This window comes from Streptomyces torulosus, assembly GCF_001419765.1.
GTDB lineage: Bacteria > Actinomycetota > Actinomycetes > Streptomycetales > Streptomycetaceae > Streptomyces > Streptomyces torulosus.
This window is the reverse complement of record NZ_LIRK01000303.1, coordinates 1-16,302: the sequence shown is the minus strand read 5'-3', so window position 1 is coordinate 16,302 and position 16,302 is coordinate 1. Positions and strand designations below refer to the sequence as shown.

The 16,302-nt window shown below is 71.3% G+C and carries 13 protein-coding genes; 8 read left to right on the top strand and 5 right to left on the bottom strand.

The annotated features are described in order from the left end of the window. Window positions 1-157, top strand: a 157-nt coding sequence (locus AOK23_RS46910) for an aldehyde dehydrogenase family protein (protein ID WP_157878110.1), incomplete at its 5' end; no start/stop codon positions are given. A 52-nt stretch (window positions 158-209) separates the two neighbouring features. Here the strand turns inward: AOK23_RS46910 and AOK23_RS21560 are convergent. Beyond that, window positions 210-1,313, bottom strand: coding sequence for an AraC family transcriptional regulator (locus AOK23_RS21560; RefSeq protein WP_055714332.1), 1,104 nt, complete (start codon window positions 1,311-1,313; stop codon window positions 210-212). A 135-nt stretch (window positions 1,314-1,448) separates the two neighbouring features. Then, window positions 1,449-2,351, bottom strand: coding sequence for an NAD(P)-dependent oxidoreductase (locus AOK23_RS21555; protein ID WP_055714331.1), 903 nt, complete (start codon window positions 2,349-2,351; stop codon window positions 1,449-1,451). 239 nt (window positions 2,352-2,590) lie between these two features. Here AOK23_RS21555 and AOK23_RS21550 point away from each other — a divergent pair, with 239 nt between their 5' ends. Then, a complete protein-coding gene (locus AOK23_RS21550; RefSeq protein WP_055714330.1) occupies window positions 2,591-3,187 on the top strand; it encodes a TetR/AcrR family transcriptional regulator in 597 nt (198 codons plus the stop codon). A gap of 5 nt (window positions 3,188-3,192) precedes the next feature. Here AOK23_RS21550 and AOK23_RS21545 read toward each other — a convergent pair whose 3' ends face one another. From AOK23_RS21545 to AOK23_RS21535, 3 genes are all read right to left on the bottom strand, one after another. Next, window positions 3,193-4,377, bottom strand: coding sequence for a pyridoxal phosphate-dependent aminotransferase (locus tag AOK23_RS21545; protein WP_055714329.1), 1,185 nt, complete (start codon window positions 4,375-4,377; stop codon window positions 3,193-3,195). A gap of 101 nt (window positions 4,378-4,478) precedes the next feature. Next, window positions 4,479-5,027 (bottom strand): DUF1062 domain-containing protein, encoded by a 549-nt coding sequence (locus AOK23_RS21540; protein WP_055714328.1) that lies wholly within the window; start codon window positions 5,025-5,027, stop codon window positions 4,479-4,481. A 208-nt stretch (window positions 5,028-5,235) separates the two neighbouring features. Next, window positions 5,236-7,929 carry a carbohydrate-binding protein gene (locus AOK23_RS21535; protein WP_079049606.1) on the bottom strand — a complete coding sequence of 898 codons (2,694 nt, stop codon included), beginning with the start codon at window positions 7,927-7,929 and terminating at the stop codon, window positions 5,236-5,238. A gap of 305 nt (window positions 7,930-8,234) precedes the next feature. Here AOK23_RS21535 and AOK23_RS21530 point away from each other — a divergent pair, with 305 nt between their 5' ends. The 6 genes from AOK23_RS21530 to AOK23_RS21505 all read left to right on the top strand — a co-directional run. Beyond that, window positions 8,235-9,284 carry a LacI family DNA-binding transcriptional regulator gene (locus tag AOK23_RS21530; RefSeq protein WP_055714327.1) on the top strand — a complete coding sequence of 350 codons (1,050 nt, stop codon included), beginning with the start codon at window positions 8,235-8,237 and terminating at the stop codon, window positions 9,282-9,284. Window positions 9,285-9,557: 273 nt separating this feature from the next. Continuing rightward, window positions 9,558-10,802, top strand: a complete 1,245-nt coding sequence (locus AOK23_RS21525) for a sugar ABC transporter substrate-binding protein (RefSeq protein ID WP_055714326.1) — start codon at window positions 9,558-9,560, stop codon at window positions 10,800-10,802. Between the two features lie 21 nt (window positions 10,803-10,823). Further along, window positions 10,824-11,810 carry a carbohydrate ABC transporter permease gene (locus AOK23_RS21520; RefSeq protein ID WP_055714325.1) on the top strand — a complete coding sequence of 329 codons (987 nt, stop codon included), beginning with the start codon at window positions 10,824-10,826 and terminating at the stop codon, window positions 11,808-11,810. After that, a complete protein-coding gene (locus tag AOK23_RS21515) occupies window positions 11,807-12,631 on the top strand; it encodes a carbohydrate ABC transporter permease (protein ID WP_055714324.1) in 825 nt (274 codons plus the stop codon). Before AOK23_RS21520 ends, AOK23_RS21515 begins: the two co-directional genes overlap by 4 nt. 80 nt (window positions 12,632-12,711) lie before the next feature. Continuing rightward, a complete protein-coding gene (locus AOK23_RS21510) occupies window positions 12,712-14,469 on the top strand; it encodes an amylo-alpha-1,6-glucosidase (protein WP_055714323.1) in 1,758 nt (585 codons plus the stop codon). A 60-nt stretch (window positions 14,470-14,529) separates the two neighbouring features. After that, window positions 14,530-16,302 (top strand): RICIN domain-containing protein (locus AOK23_RS21505; protein WP_079049605.1); only part of this gene is annotated, 1,773 nt, incomplete at its 3' end.

The following is a 16,302-nucleotide window of genomic DNA, read 5'->3' as shown; positions in this document are numbered from 1 at the left end:
CGAGGCGGGGGTGGTGTCCGTCAACGCCTACAGCGAGGGCGACATCACCACGCCCTTCGGCGGCTGGAAGCAGTCCGGCTTCGGCGGCGCGGAGAAGTCGACCGACGCCTTCCACCAGTGGACGCGTGAGAAGACGGTCTGGATCCGGACGCGCTGAGAACGACGTGAGCCGGACGTCAAGCGGGCGCTGAGACCGACGTGGGCGGAGGTCAAGCGGACGATCCGCCGACCGCCCCCCGGCGCTCCAGCAGCCTCGCCCGCAGCTCCACCGGTGTCACACCGTGCCAGCGCCGCACCGCCCGCCGCAGCGCCCGCACGTCGGCGAAGCCGGCCTGCCGGGTGATGTCGCGCAGTGTCGACTCGGGCCGTGGGAGGAGCTGTTCGACCCTTTCCCGGCGCACTCCGTCGACGAGCGCCTCGTACGTGGTGCCGCACTCGGCGAGCCGGCGGCGCAGGGTGCGTTCGCTGGACGCGTGCCGGCGGGCCTGCTCCACGAAGGAGGGGACGTCGGGGAGGCTCTGCGCGATGGACACCTCCAGCACTTCGAGGAGGTCCTGCTGGTCACGGCGTGACGCCAGCTGCGAGTCCAGCAGCTCCAGCGTCGACGCATAGGTGATGGGGTCCCGGCCCGGCTGCGACGCCCGCACCCAGCGGGCGGGGAGCACCAGGCGGTTGCCGGGTGCGCCGAAGCGCAGCGGGCAGCGGAACAGCTCCTCGAACCGCCGTGTGTCGCGCGGCGCGGGGAACGCGAAGTCGACGACCTCGGGGGCGAACGAGGCGCCCACGTTCAGCCGGGTGAGGGTGGCGGCGCTGGAGTACGCCTCCTCGATCAGGAAGACGGCGACCGCGGGGTCCAGCGCCGGGTCCGGCAGGTCGGCGCGCAGCACATAGCCGTCGTCCTCCCAGCGGGCCGACCACACCAGCATCGCCCCCGAGAGGTTCTGATAGCGCAAGCCCGTCTCGATGGCCTCCTGGAAGGTCTCGGCGGCCATCATGGCGAGGCCGAGCGGCCCCCACGCGGTGAGATGCTGCGCCGCGCCGACCCGGAGTCCCAGGTGTTCGTCCCCGGTCCGCTCCAGGGCCCGGCGGATGACGTCGCTGCCCTGCCGGTAGGAGACGCGCAGCGCGGCGGACCGCATCACCGTGGCGTCCAGCCCGACCTCGTCGAGCACGGGCCGCAGATCGACACCGTCCTCCTCGGCGACCCGCGCGAGATACCGCAGGATGTTCGGCGCGATGGTGGCGGAGGTACTGCGACTGGTGCCCGAGCGCGTGGCCGCGGCGGGGGTCGCCGGGTCGGGAGCATCGTGCATCGCGTTCCCTCTCGCCCGGGCCGTCCCTGGCCTCACTGTAGGCAACGGGGCCCCAGCCTGTCGCGGGTGTGTCCGCCCAGGCCCCCTACGCGGCCCCCCAGGACGACAGGCCGCTCAGGGCGAGCGACCCACCGCTCAGGGCGTGCGGTGACGGTGATTCCCACGGGCGCCGTCCGTCCGTGCCTCCAGGGCGCGCACCACGGCCACCATGTCCTCCCCGCCGAAGCCCTGCTCGACGGTCTCGCCGTAGAGGGTGTGGCAGACGTCGAGGAGCGGGGAGGCCAGGTCGGCCTCGCGGGCGGCCTCCGCGATCAGACGGTTGTTCTTCAGGACGTCCGCGGCGGCGGCCTGCACCGCGAAGTCACGGGTCAGCAGCTTGGGCCCCTTCATCCGGGAGACGGCGCTGGCCATCGGCCCCGCGTCCAGCACGTCCCGCAGCAGCCCCCGGTCGAGACCGTGCCGGTCGGCGAAGTGGAACGCCTCGGCGAGCCCGGTGACCAGCGTGATCAGGAACAGGTTGACGGAGAACTTCATCAGCAGCGCGCCCGGAACGGCGCCGCAGCCGAACGTCTCCCGGCACAGGGGAGCGAGCAGGGGCCGTACGGCCGCCACGGCGCCCTCGTCACCCGCGAGCATCCCCACCAGCTCGCCCCGCTCGGCCGGAACACGGGAGCCGGAGACCGGCGCCTCGACGTACTGCCCGCCGGACGCGCGGATGTCGTCCCGCAGACCGGCCGAGTACTCGGCGGAGGTCGTACCCATGTGGACGACCGTGCGTCCGGCGACACGGGCGGCGAAACCGGGGGTGCCGCGGCCCAGGACCGCGTCGACGGCGGTCTCGTCGGCCAGCATCAGGAACACGGTCCCGGCCCGCTCGAACACCTCACCCGGCCCGGCCGCGACCTCGGCCCCGGCGGCACGCAGGGGCGCGCACCGGTCCGGGGTGCGGTTCCAGACGACGAGGGGCGTTCCGGCACGGGCCAGATTGAGGGCCATGGGCTGCCCCATGACCCCGAGGCCGATGAAACCGACGTCCACGACGCACTGCCTTCCCGGCCCGCGCACACGAGCCCCGCCGCCCCGCACCCGACTATGACAGCGGTCATAGTAGCCCCCGCTATGACAGCGGTCATAGAGTGGCGCCGTGAGGTCGGCGGGGAAAACACCGGGCCGGCGAGCTGCCGGGCTGCCGGGCCGAAAACTGCCGGCCATCGGGCCGTCGGGCCGTCGGGTCGAAGGACAGAGGCCGAGACATGCGGGACGCGGGAGGTCGGGGCATGGCGCAGTCCGTACGGGGGCCGCGGGAGCGGATGGTCTTCAGCGCGGCCCAGCTGATCCGGCGCGACGGGGTCGCGGCGACCGGGATGCGGGAGGTCGCCGCCCACGCGGGGGCGCCGCGCGGCTCGTTGCAGCACTACTTCCCCGGCGGCAAGGAGCAACTGGTCAACGAGGCCGTGGACTGGGCGGGCCGGTACGCCGGCAAGCGGGTCGACCGCTTCCTCGCCGCGCTGGACGAGCCGACGCCCGGCGGGCTGTTCGCGGAGATGGTGCGCCAGTGGACCGACGAGTACGAGACCGCCGGGTTCGCGGGCGGCTGTCCCGTCGCCGCCGCGACGGTGGACTGCGCCGAGTCCACCGCGTCCACCCGGGCCGCGGCGGCCGCCGCGTTCGCCGGCTGGACCGGCCCGGTGGCGGCGGCGCTGACGGACATGGGGGTGCCCGAGGAGCGGGCCGGAGCGCTCGCCACGCTCATGATCAGCGCACTGGAGGGGGCGATCCTGATGGCCAGGGCCGAGTGCGACGTCCGCGCCCTGACCACCGTCGCCCGGGAACTCGGCCCCCTCCTCGACGCGGCGGTGCGCGAGGCCGGCTGACCGCCCTACCCCAGGGTCGCCAGGAACTTCCCCAGCCGGGCGATGCCCTCGCGCAGGTCCTCGGCCGACGCCGCGTACGACAGCCGCACATGGCTCTCCGCCGTGCCCACGCCGAAGTCCCGGCCCGGGGTCAGCGCGACATGGGCCTCCCTCAGGGCCCGTTCGCAGAACTCCCACGAGGTGAGCCCGGTGCCGCTGACGTCGAAGTAGACGTAGAACGCGCCGTCCGGCGGTACCGGGACCGGCAGCCCGATGCGGCGCAGTCCGTCGAGGACGAGCGCCCGCCGCTCGGTGAACTCGACCCGGCGGGCCTCGCAGACCGCCAGGGACTCCGGGGTGAAGCAGGCGAGGGCGGCCAGTTGGGCCGGGGCGGACGCGCACAGGAAGTAGTTCTGGGCCAGGCGCTCCAGCGCCGGTACGAGCGGCTCGGGCACGACGCACCAGCCGAGCCGCCAGCCGGTCATCCCGAAGTACTTCGAGAAGCTGTTGATGACGACGGCACCGGGGTCGAACGACAGCGCGCTGCGCGGCGGCCGTCCCTGCCCGTCGTGGTCGCCGAGGTCGAGGTAGATCTCGTCGACGAGACGCCACGCGTCCCGTTCGCGGGCCGCCTCGCAGATCGCCGCGAGTTCGCCGGCCGGCACCGAGGTGCCCGTCGGGTTGGACGGCGTGGCGACCATGACCCCGCGCGTGCGCTCCGTCCAACTGGACCGCACCGAGGAGGCGGTCAGCTGGTAACGGCCCTCGGCGGTGGTCGGGACGAGGGTGACGCGGGCGCCGAAGCTCTCGACGATCTGCCGGTTGCACGGGTACGCCGGGTCCGCGATGAGCACCTCGTCGCCGGGGTCGACGAGCGCGGCGGCGGCCAGCAGGAGCGCCGCCGAGGCACCCGCGGTCACGACCACCCGGGCCGGGTCCACCTCGACGCCGTGCTGGTCCGCGTAGAACCGGGCGATGGCCTGCCGCAGCGCGGGCAGCCCGAGGGCGGCCGTGTAGGTCAGGGGGCGCCCGTCCATGGCCTCCCGCATCGCGTCCAGCACGGCGGGCGGCGCCCCGAAGTCCGGTTCCCCGAGGCTCAGTTTGACGACATGGTGCCCCTGGGCCTCCAGGGCGGCGGCGTGCTTGCCGAACTCCATCGCGTAGAACGGGGCGACCGCCCGGGCGCGCGCCGAGATCCGTACGTTGCTCATACCGGGACCTTAAGCGCGCCCGCCCCGACCGTCACAGCCCCCTGCCGACCAGGGGGCCTGCCCTGCGGATTCGCCGGACAGGCCCCGTAGCCGTGGAACGCTCAGCGCTTGAGCGTGAAGGTGAAGTCGCCGGAGAGTCTGCTGTTCAGCCGGACCGCCGAGACGAGCTTCCCTTCCTCGATCAGCCGCTCGACCTCGGCCCGCGGGAGACCGCAGCCCTCGGCGATCAGCCGTACCGGTCGCACGGGGATCGGCGCCGCGAAGCGGACCGACACGTCGATCACCTCGCGGTCCGGGAGATCCGCACCGCCGGTGTCGAGACACCAGGCGCCGTCCCAGTCGAGGGCGACGCGATGACGGCGCCGTACGACCGGATCCCGCAGCACCTCGGCCGCCAGGGCGGGATCGTTGTCGTGCATCCGGTCCAGGAGCTCCGGTCGGACGGAACGCACCTGCCTCCGCTCCAGGACCGTGAGCTTCGCGGTGTCCCCGCACCCCGTGCAGAGCACGAGGAGCCAGGCGTCGATGAGCTTGTGGTTCGCGTTGACACGGAATTTGCCGTTCGCCCGGAAGCGCTCCGACGCGCACACGGAGCAGCGACGCACGACGAGCGGCAGGCAGGTGGGCATGACCACCCAGGTGGTGAGCACAGAAGTACACCGGTTTCAGCGAGAAGTCCGCAGCAGGAAGCAGCGCGGCGCACAGACAGGCGCGACGCGCGACAGATCAGCAGTCGGGAGGTCTCACACGGTGTACAACGGCACGTCCTTGATCGGGCGACTCGGGTCGGCAGCACGGTAGCGGCGCGCGTCGGCGTCGTTCCACCGATTTACGCGCGCCGCACCGCACCGGCCCCGACTACCTCCCAGCCAGCGGTGTCACACCGATCCGGTCGATGACCGGGGCGTACGGCGACCGCTGGTCGTACTGGTTGTAGGTGTCGCCGTCGAAGTCGGGCAGTTCCTCCGCGGTGAGGGTGAGCCGGTTGGCGCCCTTCTTCAGGGTGACGGGGACGGTCAGGTCCCAGAAGTTGTTGAAGTGGAAGGTCGTCGGGAACAGGAGCCGTCGGGTCGCGCCGCCGTTGATCGAGAGGTCGGCGTGGCGGGCGATCGGGTCGGGGTTGTAGTGGGTGGCGGGCGCCTGCTCCGCGTTGGAGTAGCGGATGGTCAGCGCGTGCCGGCCGGGCCGCTCGGCGACGACGTCGAACGTCAGCGCGTTGGCCCTGCCGTCGCCGATGTCGGTGACCGCCTTGCCGTTGGTCGCGAAGGTGTAGGCGTCGGTCACCTTGGCGGCCCCCGTCACCGTGCCGTCCTCCGCCTGGTACACACGGGTCTTCAGGGAACCGGTGGACGGGGCGACCCGGAGCCGGTCGAGGGCGAGTTCACGGGCGGTGCCGGTGACGGTGATCTTGTTGATGCCGCCGGAGAGGAAGACCCGCACCCGGTCCGTGCCCTTCCCGGCCCCGCCGACGTCGGGCACGTCGAGTCGCTCGCCGTTGAGCGAGAGGCCCGCCCGACCGCCGCCGAGGTGGTCGAGCGACACGGTCGCCTCGCCGTCGCCGGGCGCGTACACCCAGAACGTCGCCGAGTCGCCCTTCGCCAGCGGCACCGAGCCGGGACCCGAGGCGCCGGGCCGGCTGTAGTCCGGCCGCGTCCCGGAGAGGGAGGCGTACTCCGCCTCGTAGATCGAGGGGGCGGTCACGTTCTCGTCGCGCAGGGCGAGGTCGATCTTGTCGATGATCGCGTCGCCCTTGGTGACACCCAGTTCGGGGTCCCGCGCGGCGAGCGTGATCCGGTGCGTGCCGGCGGTCAGTTCGACCGTGGTGTCGGTGTGGCCCCAGACGACCCACTTGTAGCCGAGCGGCAGCCGCAGCTCCCGTGGATCCTTCCCGTCGACCCGCAGGAAGACATTGGTCGGGCCCTGCTCCTTCACCAGGTCGTACAGGTTGTAGGAGTTGGCGAAGACGCTCAGGTCGTAGGTGCCGTCCCGCGGGACGTCGACGTCGAAGGCGAGGACCCCGTCGGAGCCGGTGCGCAGCCCGCCCACGTTGTAGGCGCCGGACGTCGCGAACTTGCCCACGTCCGAGGGCGTCCCCTCGGGGCCGTTCCTGGAGTAGCCCTTGCCGGTGTAGGTGGCGTTCTCCGCCTCGTAGGTCCGGCGCCAGCTCACCGACGGCGCGGCCCGTCCTCCGCCGTTGCCGCCGGGGGAGAGGATGACCTGGTACGCCGACATCTCGTTCATGCCGGTCATCGGCAGGGTCACCGAACCGTCGGCGTCGACCGTCACCTCCCGGTCCGAGAGCCGCAGCGGCTGCGCCGAGTCACCGACCTGACCGGTCCACGGGATCTCCTGGACCGTGGCCCGCACGGTCGTCCCGAACAGCGCGGGGTCGATGTTCCGGAACACGATGTCCGCGGCCCCGCTCTGCCCGCCGAAGAGGGCCCGGGACTGCTTCTTGTCCTCGTCCAGGGTCGCCACGCCCTGGAGCGTGTACTGCTGGTTGGGGTGCGGGGCGGTCACCTCGACGGTGTGCCCGGACATCTGCGCGTAGGCGTGGAACAGCCACCACTGGCCGTTGCCCTTGTTGGCCTCCACGGCCGAGTCGTTGAGGTTGCCGTCGATGTTCCAGTACGCCAGGTCGGCGTCGATCTTGGACTCCTCGATGGCGGAGACCCACTGGACGACCTGGCCCGGCACCGACAGGTGGTAGTTGTGGCCGTACTCGTTGACATTGATCGGCAGCGGGCCGACGCCGATCTCCTTCTCCCACCGCCGGTAGGTTGCCACGCTCGTGCGGACCTTGGCGGGTGAGGACAGCTCGTGCCAGGTCATCACGTCCGGCACGACGTCGTTGGCCTTCGCGTACCGGAGGAAGCCCTTGATCTGGTCGTAGAGGACGGAGGTGTTGGGGCCGGCGATCCGCGCCTCGGGGTCGAGGCCCTTGATGAGCCGGTAGGTGTCCTTCCAGGCGGCGAAGAAGTGCTGCGGGTCGTCGAGCCAGGAGACCTTGTCGTAGCTCCACTCGCCCGTGCCGAACATGTTCCCCTCGGGTTCGTTGAAGGGGACGTAGACGACATGGTCCTTGTACGCGCCCATCGTCTTGACCTGGGCGACCTGCTTCCTGATCTTCTGCTGGAAGTCCGCGAGCCGGGCGGGGCCGTCGGCACCCGGCCACTGGTAGGGGAAGCCGCGGTAGATGTCGGTCATGTAGATGTAGACGTCCTTGCCGCCGGAGTCCACGAACGGCGGGAGCATCTCCAGCGCGTCGGCGCCCGGATGCTGGGGACCGTCCTGCGCCTTCGTCGACACCGTGCGCAGGCCCATCCCCTCGATGAGGTTGCGGCTCGGTACACCGTCGCCGTAGACGCCGTACAGGGAGCCGGAGGCGCCGCCGTGGAAGGCGCCGGTGTCGGTGCCGAGATCGATGACGAGCCGTTCCGGCTCCGCCGCGCCGGCGGTGCCCGCGGCGGGTCCGGCGAGCAGGGTGGCGAGGGCCGTGACCGCGGTGGCACCGGCTGCCGCGGCTCGGGTTCTGCTGCGATTGCGTCGCACTGAGGTCTCCGTGAGGTGATCCGCCCAGGGCCGAACCGGTTCGATGGGATGCGGGGTGGGGGAGCCCGGCATCTCGGGGGTCGAAGTCGAGGATCTAGTGACAGTTGTGCGGCTCTGTCGAACCGGTTCGCCGGAAACTAGCATCGCCGCATGCCCCCAGCAATACTCCCGACAGGGATCCGCGCACAGGCCGCGCGGAGTTCGGCGCGAGGGGTTGACAGTGTCCGGGGCGGCTCCTACCTTCCCTTCACGCGAACCGGTTCGACGAGCGGTTCGCCCTCGAACCGGTTCGACGAAGGAGTGCCGTGAACATCGGTGAGATCGCCAAGCGGGCCGGTGTCTCGCGGAGCACCGTGTCGTACGCGCTGAGCGGCAAGCGTCCGGTGTCGGACGAGACCCGCGAGAAGATCCAGCGGGTCATCGACGACCTCGGATACCGGCCCAACGCGAGCGCCCGCGCCCTCGCCAACGGCCGGACCAGCACGATCGGTCTGGTCTTCCCACCGGCCGGCAACCACTACACCGGGATGCAGCTCGACTTCATCGGCAGTGTCGTGGAGGCCGCGGCCGCTCATGACTACGACGTGCTGCTGTCGCCGAGCGGTGTGGACAGCGACCGTTCGTTCCAGCGGCTGCTGGGGGAGCGGCGGGTCGACGGGGCGATCCTGATGGAGATCAGGTTGCAGGACGACCGGGTCGATCACCTGGCCGAACTGGACTTCCCCTCCGTCACCATCGGTCGCACCGCCCGGCCCGAGGGCACCTGGTGGGTGGGCCTGGACCACACCGCGCTGGCCGCGGCGTGCGTCCACCACCTCGCCGATCTCGGCCACCGCCGGGTCGCCTTCGTCAACCGGCCCGAACAGCTCCTGCAGGCGGGCTACGAGTCCGCGCACCGGGGCCTGGACGGCTTCACCAAGGCCGCCGCGGAACGCGGGCTGACCGTGCGCACGTACCGCTGCGGCGACGACCCCGCCTCGGGGCAGGCGTGCCTGGAGCAGATCCTGCACGACGACCCGGCCACGACGGCTCTGGTCACCCTCAACGAGGCCGCCCTGGGCGGTCTCTACCGGGGGCTCGCCCACGCGGGCCGCCATGTGCCGCGCGACTTCTCCGTGACCGGAGTGGTGGCGTCCCGATGGGCGGAGACGGTGACCCCGCAGCTCACCGCGGCGGACGTACCGGCGGAGGAGATGGGCCGGCGCGCCGTCGACCTGCTCATCGAGCGCCTCGACCACCCCGGCGCCGCTCCCCGCCACCATCTCCTCGCCCCGCCGATCTCCCTGCGGGCCAGCACCGGCCCCGCCGGCGGCCCCTCCTTCGCCGAGCCCCCGACACCCGTCAGCCCCTCCTGAAACCGCGATTCCCAGAGCCGCCGATCCCCGAACCGCAACCCCGGAGCACCAATCCCCGAGCCGCTATCCCCGAGCCGCAACCTTCGAGCCGCTATCCCCGAGCCGCAATCCCTGATCAGCGGCTCCTGACCGCAGACCACGGGCCTTCCCGTTCCCCCCTCTCTGCACCGGTCACCCGGACCCGACACCCCTGACATGGCCGTTCGGTGTGCCCGTATGCCTCTCTTTCGCCCTTCTCACGGCACAGCTGTGCCTGGAACCAAGGAACCCGCCATGCGTAGAACCACCAGCCGCCGTCTCATCGCCACGGCCCTGACGACCGTCGTCGCCGCCGTCGGCACCGCCTGCTCCTCCGGCTCGGGCAGCACCGGTGCCGCCAAGGACGCGGACGGCGGCACGTACACGATCTGGGACCCGTACCCGCAGTTCGACAAGGGCTCGGCCTGGGCGAAGCTGCTCGACGACTGCGGCACCAAGGCCGGGGTCAAGGTCAAGCGGACCGCCTTCGACACCAGCGACCTGTCGAACAAGGCGCTGCTGGCGGCCCAGCAGGACAACTCCGCCGACGTGCTCATCGTCGACAACCCGGTGGTGTCGACGCTGGCCGAGGCGGGCGTCCTCACCACGACCGACGAGAACAAGCTGGACACCTCCAAGGCGGACCCGAACCTGCTCGCGGCCGGCCAGTCCGGCGGCAAGACCTACGGCACACCGATCGGCGCCAACACCCTCGCCCTCTACTACAACAAGGACGTGCTGAAGAAGGCCGGTGTGGACATCGCCTCGGTGAAGGACTGGAAGTCGCTGACGGCGGCGCTGGCGAAGGTGAAGCAGGCCGGCAAGAAGGGCATCACGTTCTCGGCGATCGGCACGGAGGAGGGCAGCTTCCAGTTCCTGCCGTGGTTCTGGGGCTCCGGCGCCCAGCTGACCGACCTCGCCTCCGACCAGGCCGTCTCCGCGTTGTCGCTGTGGAAGGGCTGGCTGGAGAAGGGGTACGCTCCGAACTCGGTCATCAACAACACGCAGACGACCAGCTGGCAGGAGTTCGCGAGCGGTGACTACGCGTTCGCGGAGAACGGCACCTGGCAGCTGGCCAACGCCGAGAAGGCGGGCTTCGACTACGGCGTCCTGCCCATACCCGGCTCCGGAGGCGGCAACGCCGCGGCCCCGACGGGCGGTGAGTTCGTCACCCTCCCCATGCAGAGCGACACCGGCCGCTACGCCACCGCGCGGAAGCTGGCCACCTGCCTGACCAGCACACAGAACCTGTTCGACACCGACACCACCCTGTCCTACGTGGCGCCCACCGCCGAAGTACAGGACAAGCAGGTCGCGGCCAACGCCCAGCTCAAGCCCTGGGTGGACGCGGTGAAGGCGGCCAAGGGCCGTACCAGTGACGACCTGGGCACCAAGTACCCGAAGATCTCCGAGCAGTTGTGGAAGGCCGTCCAGTCCGCCCTCAGCGGTGCCGGGTCGCCGAAGGACGCGCTGGCCAAGGCGCAGTCCGCCGCCCAGTAACCGGGAACGGCCGGTCCGCAGATGAACCACGTGACACAGATGCCGGAGCGCCGGCCCGCACAGGTCCGTAAGGGGGCGGCGGCCACCGCCGCCCCGCGACCGGCCGACGCGCGAGCACGGCGCCGCCCGACCTCCCCGCAGTGGGCCGCCTGGGCGTTCCTCGCCCCGGTCACCCTCTACCTCGCCCTCTTCTACGCCTATCCGCTCTACCGCAACCTCGATCTGAGCCTGCGCAACTACACCGTCCGCTCCTTCGTCCAGGGCGACGCCCCGTTCACCGGCCTGGCGAACTACACGAAGGTCTTCGACGACCCGACCTTCGCGCCCGCCCTGCTGCACACCGTCGTCTTCACCGCCGTGTGCCTGATCTTCCAGTACGCGATCGGCCTGGCCCTCGCGGTCTTCTTCCACCAGCACTTCCGGCTCTCCGCCACCCTGCGGGCACTGTTCCTGGTGCCGTGGCTGCTGCCGCTGATCGTGTCCGCGTCGACCTGGTCGTGGATGCTCAACAGCGACTCCGGCATCGTCAACGCGGCCCTGCACGCCGTCGGCGTAGGCCCGGTGAACTGGCTGACCTCCCCCGACTGGTCGCTGACCTCGGTGATCATCGCGAACATCTGGATCGGTGTCCCGTTCAACCTGGTCGTCCTCTACAGCGGCCTGCAGTCGATCCCCGGGAGCCTGTACGAGGCGGCCGCCCTGGACGGGGCGAACGCCTGGCAGCGGTTCTGGCGGATCACCTTCCCGCTGCTGCGACCCGTGTCGGCGATCACGCTGCTGCTGGGGCTGGTCTACACGCTGAAGGTCTTCGACATCATCTGGATCATGACCAAGGGCGGCCCCGCCGACTCCTCGACGACCTTCGCCACCTGGTCCTACCAGCTCGGATTCGGCAACCTCCTGCCCGCCTTCGGGCCCGGCGCGGCCGTCGGCAACCTGCTCGTCGTCGCGGCCCTGGTGTTCGGCCTGATCTACCTGAAGGTCCAGCGAAAGCAGGCACTGTCATGAACCGAGGCGCCGCACGCTCCTGGTGGAAGACCACCCTCGGCCTCCTGCTGACCGCGGTCATGCTGTTCCCGGTCTACTGGATGCTCAACGTGTCCCTCACCCCCGAGCAGGACATGCGCAAGAGCCCACCGGACCTGTTCCCGGCGCACGGCACCCTGGACGGCTACCGCACCGTGCTGGACGAGCAGTTGCCGTACCTCGGCACCAGCCTCGTCGTCGGCCTGGGCACCGTCGTCCTCACCGTGGCCCTGGCCGCGCCCGCCGGGTACGCGCTGGCCAAGCTGCGCCCGCGCGGCGGCGGAATCCTCAGCTTCCTGCTGCTGGCCGCCCAGATGATCCCCGGCATCATCATGGCGATGGGCTTCTACGCCATCTACCTCCAGCTCGGCCTGCTCCAGTCGGTGCCCGGCCTGATCGTCGCCGACTCCACGCTCGCCGTCCCCTTCGGCGTGCTCATCTTCACCGCGTTCATGTCCGGCATCCCCGGCGAACTGCTCCAGGCCGCGAAGACCGACGGCGCCGGGGCGCTGCGCACCTTCGTGTCGATCGTCCTGCCGATGAGCCGCAACGCCGTCGTCACGGTGTCGCTGTTCGCGTTCCTGTGGTCGTGGTCCGACTTCGTCTTCGCCGGGACCCTCGTCAACGGCGGCGCCCACGAGCCGATCACGCTCGGCATCTACCACTACATAGGCAACAACAACCAGGAGTGGAACGCCATCATGGCCACCGCCGTCGTGGCCTCCCTGCCGGCCGCGGTCATCCTCGTCCTCGCGCAGCGCTACGTCGCCGCGGGCGTCACCGCCGGCGCGGTCAAGGACTGACCTCCCCCTCCTCCCTCTCACGGCTCCACCGCCTCCCGGTGGCGGCGCGATCCCCCCTGCCCGAGAAACGAGTGACCCCCATGACCGCCGCACCGTCCGGCCCGGCCTTCTCCGTCCACGACATCCCCTTCAGCACGTACGGGTCCTGGTTCGGCATCTCTCCCGTGCTCGCGGAGAAGACCCGGGCCGAGGACCTCCACCTCGTCTCCCACCAGAACGGCATGCACGCCGTGCTGCGCCTGGTCCCCCTGGACCCGGCGACGGGCGAGAAGGCCGACACCCGCGTCGAGGCGACCCCCGGCCTGCTCGTCTGGACCGGCCCGACCGGCCGCGTCGACCTCGCCTACGAGACACCGGACACCGTACGGCTGCGGGGCAGCGGCCTCGCCCTCGCGCTCCGGGCGGCCGCCCGGACCCTCACCCCGTTCAGCGGCACCTACTTCTACCGGGAGCCCGGCACCGACGCGTACGTCCTCACCTCGTACGAGACCGGGCGGCGCTACCGGATCACCGTCCTGTCCGGCACCGTCACCGAGGTGCCCGGCGCGCAGGCGCTGGGAGGCGCGGACCGCGGTGTCACCGTCGCCGCCGAGGCCGGCGGGGCCTGGGAGGTCGCCGTCGAGGAGTACGAGACCGCGCGCCGCCCCTACGCCTCGACCGCCGGCTTCGACCAGGTCGTGGCGGCCGCGCGCACCGCGTTCGCCGCGTTCGCCGACCGCGTGGCGCCCTGGCGCTCGGCCGCGACCCCGGCCGCGGAACTCGCCGCCTACGTCCTGTGGTCGGCCACCGTCCGCCCACGGGGCTTCGTGACCCGGCCCGCGGTGCTGATGTCCAAGCACTGGATGGACAAGGTGTGGAGCTGGGACCACTGCTTCAACGCCCTCGCCCTCGCCCTCGGCGCCCCCGACCTGGCATGGGACCAGTTCTCCCTGCCCTTCGACCACCAGGACGAGGCCGGCGCCCTGCCCGACTCGGTCACCCACTCCGAGGTCCTGCACAACTTCGTCAAGCCCCCCATCCACGGCTGGACCCTCGGCCTGCTGCGCCGACGGCTCCCCGAACCGCTCACCCACGGTCAACTCACCGAGGCGTACGACCGGTTGACCCGCTGGACGGACTTCTGGCTCACCGCCCGCCGCGCGCCCGGTGCCGCCCTGCCCCACTACCAGCACGGCAACGACAGCGGCTGGGACAACGCCACCACCTTCGACCCCGCACGCGTCGTCGTCACCGCCGATCTGGCCGCCTTCCTCACCCTGCAACTGCGCGAACTCGCCTCGCTGGCCGACGAGTTGGGGCGGCCGGACGACGCACGCCGCTGGACGCGGACGGCCGACGAGACCCAGGCCGCGATGCTCGGCGACCTGTGGAAGGGCGACCGGTTCGCCGCCCGGTCGGCCGACACCGGAGAGACCTGGACCAGCGCCAGCCTGCTCGACCTGATGCCCATCGCCCTCGGGGAGCACCTGCCGCAGACCGTCGGAGCCGTCCTCGCCGACCGGATCGGGACCCACCTCACCCCGTACGGCCTGGCCACCGAACAGCCCGACTCGCCGCACTACCTCCCCGACGGCTACTGGCGCGGCCCCATCTGGGCCCCCGCCACCATCCTCGTCGAGGACGGGCTGCGCCGCGCCGGCCACCACCGCCTCGCCGACGACATCAGCACCCGCTTCCGCGCCCTGTGCGAGACCCACGGCTTCGCCGAGAACTTCGACGCCCTCACCGGCACCGGCCTGCGCGACCGCGCCTACACCTGGACCGCCGCCGCCTACCTGCTCCTCGCCGAGGCCCACGCGCTCCGACCCGCCGACCCGGCCCGAGCGGCCGGCGGCTGACAGTCCACCCGGGCCGAGCCGCGCCCGGGCAGTACCGCCCGAACCCCCAGGAGAACCACCATGACCACCAGTCGTAGACGCGCCGCGCTCAGCGGCGAGCACAGACCGGCCCGCCCCGGAGCCCGCCGTCCGCGCGGTGCCGTCGCGCTGAGCGCGCTGCTCGTGTCGTTCGCCACCGCCGTCGTCGTCCCCGGCGCCCCGGCGCACGCGGCCGACACCTCGGTCACCGTCGACTTCTCCACCGCCGGCGGCGCCCCCACCTACCGCGCCTCCGGCACCATCTACGGCATGTCCGAGAACGGTGCCCTGCCGCAGGAGCACTTCTACAAGGACATCAAGTGGAAGTTCATGCGGGCCGGAGGCGCCCAGCTGGACAACCCGGGCGGCTGGGTCGCCGGCAAGTACGACCGGCGGTGGAACTCCACCCGCGCCCAGTACCAGCGCACCAAGGCCCTGGGCGGCACCTTCGTCATCCTGCCCCACGACCTGTGGGGCGCCGACGGCACCACCAACCCCACTTTCCCCGGCGACAACGGCGACTGGTCCCGCTTCGACGCCTTCTACGACCGTCTGCTCGCCGACGCGCAGGCGGCCGGCATGAGCGACATCCAGTGGGACATCTGGAACGAACCCGACTGGACCCCCTTCTGGGACCGGCCCCAGGCCCAGTACCTGGAGATGTGGAAGCGCGCCTACCAGAGGATCCGCGCGGTCTTCCCGAACGCGGTCGTCGTCGGCCCCAGCACCGCCTTCAAGCCCGCGTCGAACGGCTCGTCCTGGTGGAACACGTACCTGGACTACGTCAAGGCCAACAACGTCGAGCCGGACATCTACAGCTGGCACAACCTCCCCGGTGACCCGGTCGTCGACGCGGCGGCGGTCAGCTCGAAGCTCGCCGCACGGTCGATGACGACGAGCCGCCCCTACCAGGTCAACGAGTACGCCTCCACCACCGAGCAGAACCCGGGCCGCGGCGGCTGGTACATCTCCCGTCTGGAGCGGGCCGGGGCGGACGGCCTGCGGGCCAACTGGGCCTCCGCGAACAACCTGCACGACTTCGAGGCCAACCTGCTCACGAAGAACAGCGCGGGCCAGTACCTGCCGCTGGGGGAGTGGTTCCTCTACCGGTACTACGGCTCCCAGACCGGTAACGTCGTCAAGGTCACCCCCGGCACCGGCACCGACGGCCTGGCGACCAAGGACAACTCCGCGCGGAACGCCAGGATCCTGCTGGGCAGCAACGGCAACACCGGGAACGTGACCGTGAACCTCGACCGCCTCGACACCACCGGCGTGGTCGAGAACGGGCAGGTCCGGGCGATCGTCCAGCGCATCCCCAACAACGGCGGCGCCGCCGTGACCGGCCCGGTCACCGTCTCCGACCAGACCCTCACCGTCAGCGGCAACTCCGCCTCGGTGAACGTCCCGTGGACCGACAGCAAGGACGGCTACACCGTCACCCTGCTGCCCCCGTCGAACACCACGATCTCCACGGTCGCCGTGGTCCAGCACAGCGGCCAGTGCCTGGACGACACCAACCTGTCCACCGCCAACGGCACGCAGTACCAGCAGTACCCCTGCGAGGGCGGATACCAGCAGATGCTCGACTTCAAGCCCGTCGCCGGCAAGGCGGACACATACACCGTCGTCAACCAGCACAGCGGCAAGTGCCTGGACGTCAGCAGCGGCTCCACCGCCGATGGCGCCGCCGTCATCCAGTACACCTGCAACGGTGCCGCCAACCAGCAGTTCACGCTGCGCGCGGTGACCGCGCTCGGCAACGCCAAGGACTACCAGCTGGTCGCCGTCCACAGCGGCAAGTGCGTCGACGTC